General features: G+C 25.7%; 3 protein-coding genes and 1 pseudogene. All 4 read right to left on the reverse strand.

Annotated elements, in window-relative coordinates:
- Nucleotides 1-850: hypothetical protein (locus ACH8JV_RS19240; protein ID WP_396523236.1), on the reverse strand; the 850-nt coding region annotated here is incomplete at its 3' end.
- A 91-nt stretch (nucleotides 851-941) separates the two neighbouring features.
- Nucleotides 942-1,107: pseudogene (locus ACH8JV_RS19245) on the reverse strand (hypothetical protein); the annotation flags it as partial.
- Nucleotides 1,074-1,271 carry a hypothetical protein gene (locus tag ACH8JV_RS19250; RefSeq protein WP_396523238.1) on the reverse strand — a complete coding sequence of 66 codons (198 nt, stop codon included), beginning with the start codon at nucleotides 1,269-1,271 and terminating at the stop codon, nucleotides 1,074-1,076. The gene ACH8JV_RS19250 and the pseudogene ACH8JV_RS19245, both read right to left, overlap by 34 nt.
- Nucleotides 1,272-1,383: 112 nt before the next feature.
- Complete coding sequence (locus tag ACH8JV_RS19255) at nucleotides 1,384-2,133, reverse strand: lysozyme inhibitor LprI family protein (RefSeq protein WP_396523240.1); 750 nt, start codon at nucleotides 2,131-2,133, stop codon at nucleotides 1,384-1,386.
- Between the last annotated feature and the right edge of the window lie 87 nt (nucleotides 2,134-2,220).

The raw sequence follows: 2,220 nt of genomic DNA on the forward strand, positions 1-2,220 counted from the left end.
CGCCTGAACTATCAATTGAGTAGTAATCTCCAATTTTTTCCACTTTTAAATCAGGCTTGATTTTTATTAAATAAAATTCAGAACTAGAACTTTCATCTGTATCAATATATTTTTCAGCAATAGAATAAAAGCTATCTTTGAATTGAGGAAGGAATCTAAATGTATTTACATTTAACGAATCCACTTTTGTGTCATTAAGTACATTTATAAAATCGGGAGATATTTTTTCTAATTCAGATAAAGAGTAAGCTCGATTATTAGAATTTTCAACTTGTATGCATTTCTTAGCTAAGTTTTTTTCGTTACATTTAGAGAAAAAATCTGAGGAAATTGGTAACTTGAGTTTTTTTATCACATTATTAGAATTATTATATTTATTTATATCCTGATCTAATTCAACTCTAGATTTAAAATCAAAACTTCCATTATTATATGTATAACAAGTTTTTACTGCTCTATAGGAGTTTTGATATTGATTAAAGTTACCATTTAAACAAAATGAATTACTATCAGATGAGAATTCTATAGGTTTGATATTTGACATTACACTTAATGAAGCTGGAAATGTTAAAACCTTAAGCTTTTCTAAATCAATAACTGCAAAATATAAATAGTTTTTTTCTTTAAAATTCATTAAAAACTTGTTTTTATCAAAATTTGATACTTTGTTTTTTAAAATATTATTATAATCTTTTAATCTTTCTTCAGAACAAAAATCTACCTCATCATAATCAATTGAGCAGTCCTTGACATCTATTTTATTGATATCCTTAGCTACAGATGTATTACTTGAATATCCTAAAATTGATAAAACTACAAGTATAGTTGAGCTAATAGATACATTTTTCATTTTTTCACTATTTAATCTGTTTATTATCTTCATAAAATTCCTAAAATCACTGTTATTGATTTCTTAACTGATAATTCCAATTATTTTTGGCAGGGAGCTGACCTTTTACATCGAACTTGGTTAGGAATGCTATGCCTCATGGATACACCCCATCACAAATGGATGATGAATTGCCATCAAAAAAATTAATGTCAACCATCTCCTACCCACAGAGTTAGTACATTCACCCCTGCTGAATTGGTATCATTGTCATTGCTACATCATTCTTTAATTTGAACGTAACTTTCGCACTTAAATTTGAATTTAATCTTACATTCATACCTCCACCCTTAGCTTGAATAAAACCAAAATCAGTATATGAAGCCTCAATTGATCCAATCATGGAAGCAGTTAAAACTATAAATTTAAAATGCTTTTTCATTTTGAATGCGCTCATTATTTACTTTGAATTTCTATTTTATAATAATAGCAATATCATATTTTAAGCTGATATTACTATTATCAAATACAATCAAAATCTTAACAACACACAATTACTCTTCATCATCATGACAATCATTTTTCTTGTTTTTTATATTCACATCAGTTGTATAATTAATTGCAAAATTTAAATTTATTAAATCTTCTTTTCTAAAGATTTTCGGAACTATATTCCAAACATTTTTACCGTTAGTAACGAATGCCAAATTAAATTCCGGAACTTTATTATTATTCGTATCAATTTGATATTCCACAGAAAATCTGTCTTTTTTCTTGCCAACAATATTATATATACGTGGCTCCTTTAACCCTTGATCACAAGCTTGATATATATAAATTTTGTTTTTTAAAATTTTAATTGTACTTTCACTACAATAACATCCACCTGTTTCTAACTCTTTCACAATACCATTTGTGTATTTAAATGGTTTTATTAGGTTTCCCTCTAAACTATGAAGGTCCAAATATGACTTTTTCAAATCTTTTATTTTAGAATTATTAAAATCACTTAAACATTTATAGTTTTCACTATTTGCCTCTTTTCCATTAAAATTACATTTTAAATTTCTATTTTTCAACCAAGAACGTTGAGTATCAACAAGATACTTAACTTCATTTTTGTTATCACTAATATAGCTTTTTATATCAGAATATATAGTATTCAGATCATGCTCGCTATTACTATATATTGTTTTTTCATCTAACCATTGTGGTTTATAATCTGCAGCATTTGAACAGATACTAATACTAGAGACTAATAAAATATTCGAAAGCTTAAATATATTCTTTTTCACTATGTTCATCTTTAATATAAGAAATAAATATTACGTAAATTTCCATTTATTACTTAAAAGTTTAATAACTCTAGTACAATTCATAAAGTTATAATT

The sequence above is a fragment of the Acinetobacter sp. ABJ_C5_2 genome, assembly GCF_044538485.1.
GTDB lineage: Bacteria > Pseudomonadota > Gammaproteobacteria > Pseudomonadales > Moraxellaceae > Acinetobacter > Acinetobacter nosocomialis_A.

Coding starts and splice junctions, on each gene's coding strand:
- ACH8JV_RS19250 (WP_396523238.1), bottom strand. CDS start 1,271: ATGAAAAAGCATTTTAAATTTATAGTTTTAACTGCTTCCATGATTGGA.
- ACH8JV_RS19255 (WP_396523240.1), bottom strand. CDS start 2,133: ATGAACATAGTGAAAAAGAATATATTTAAGCTTTCGAATATTTTATTA.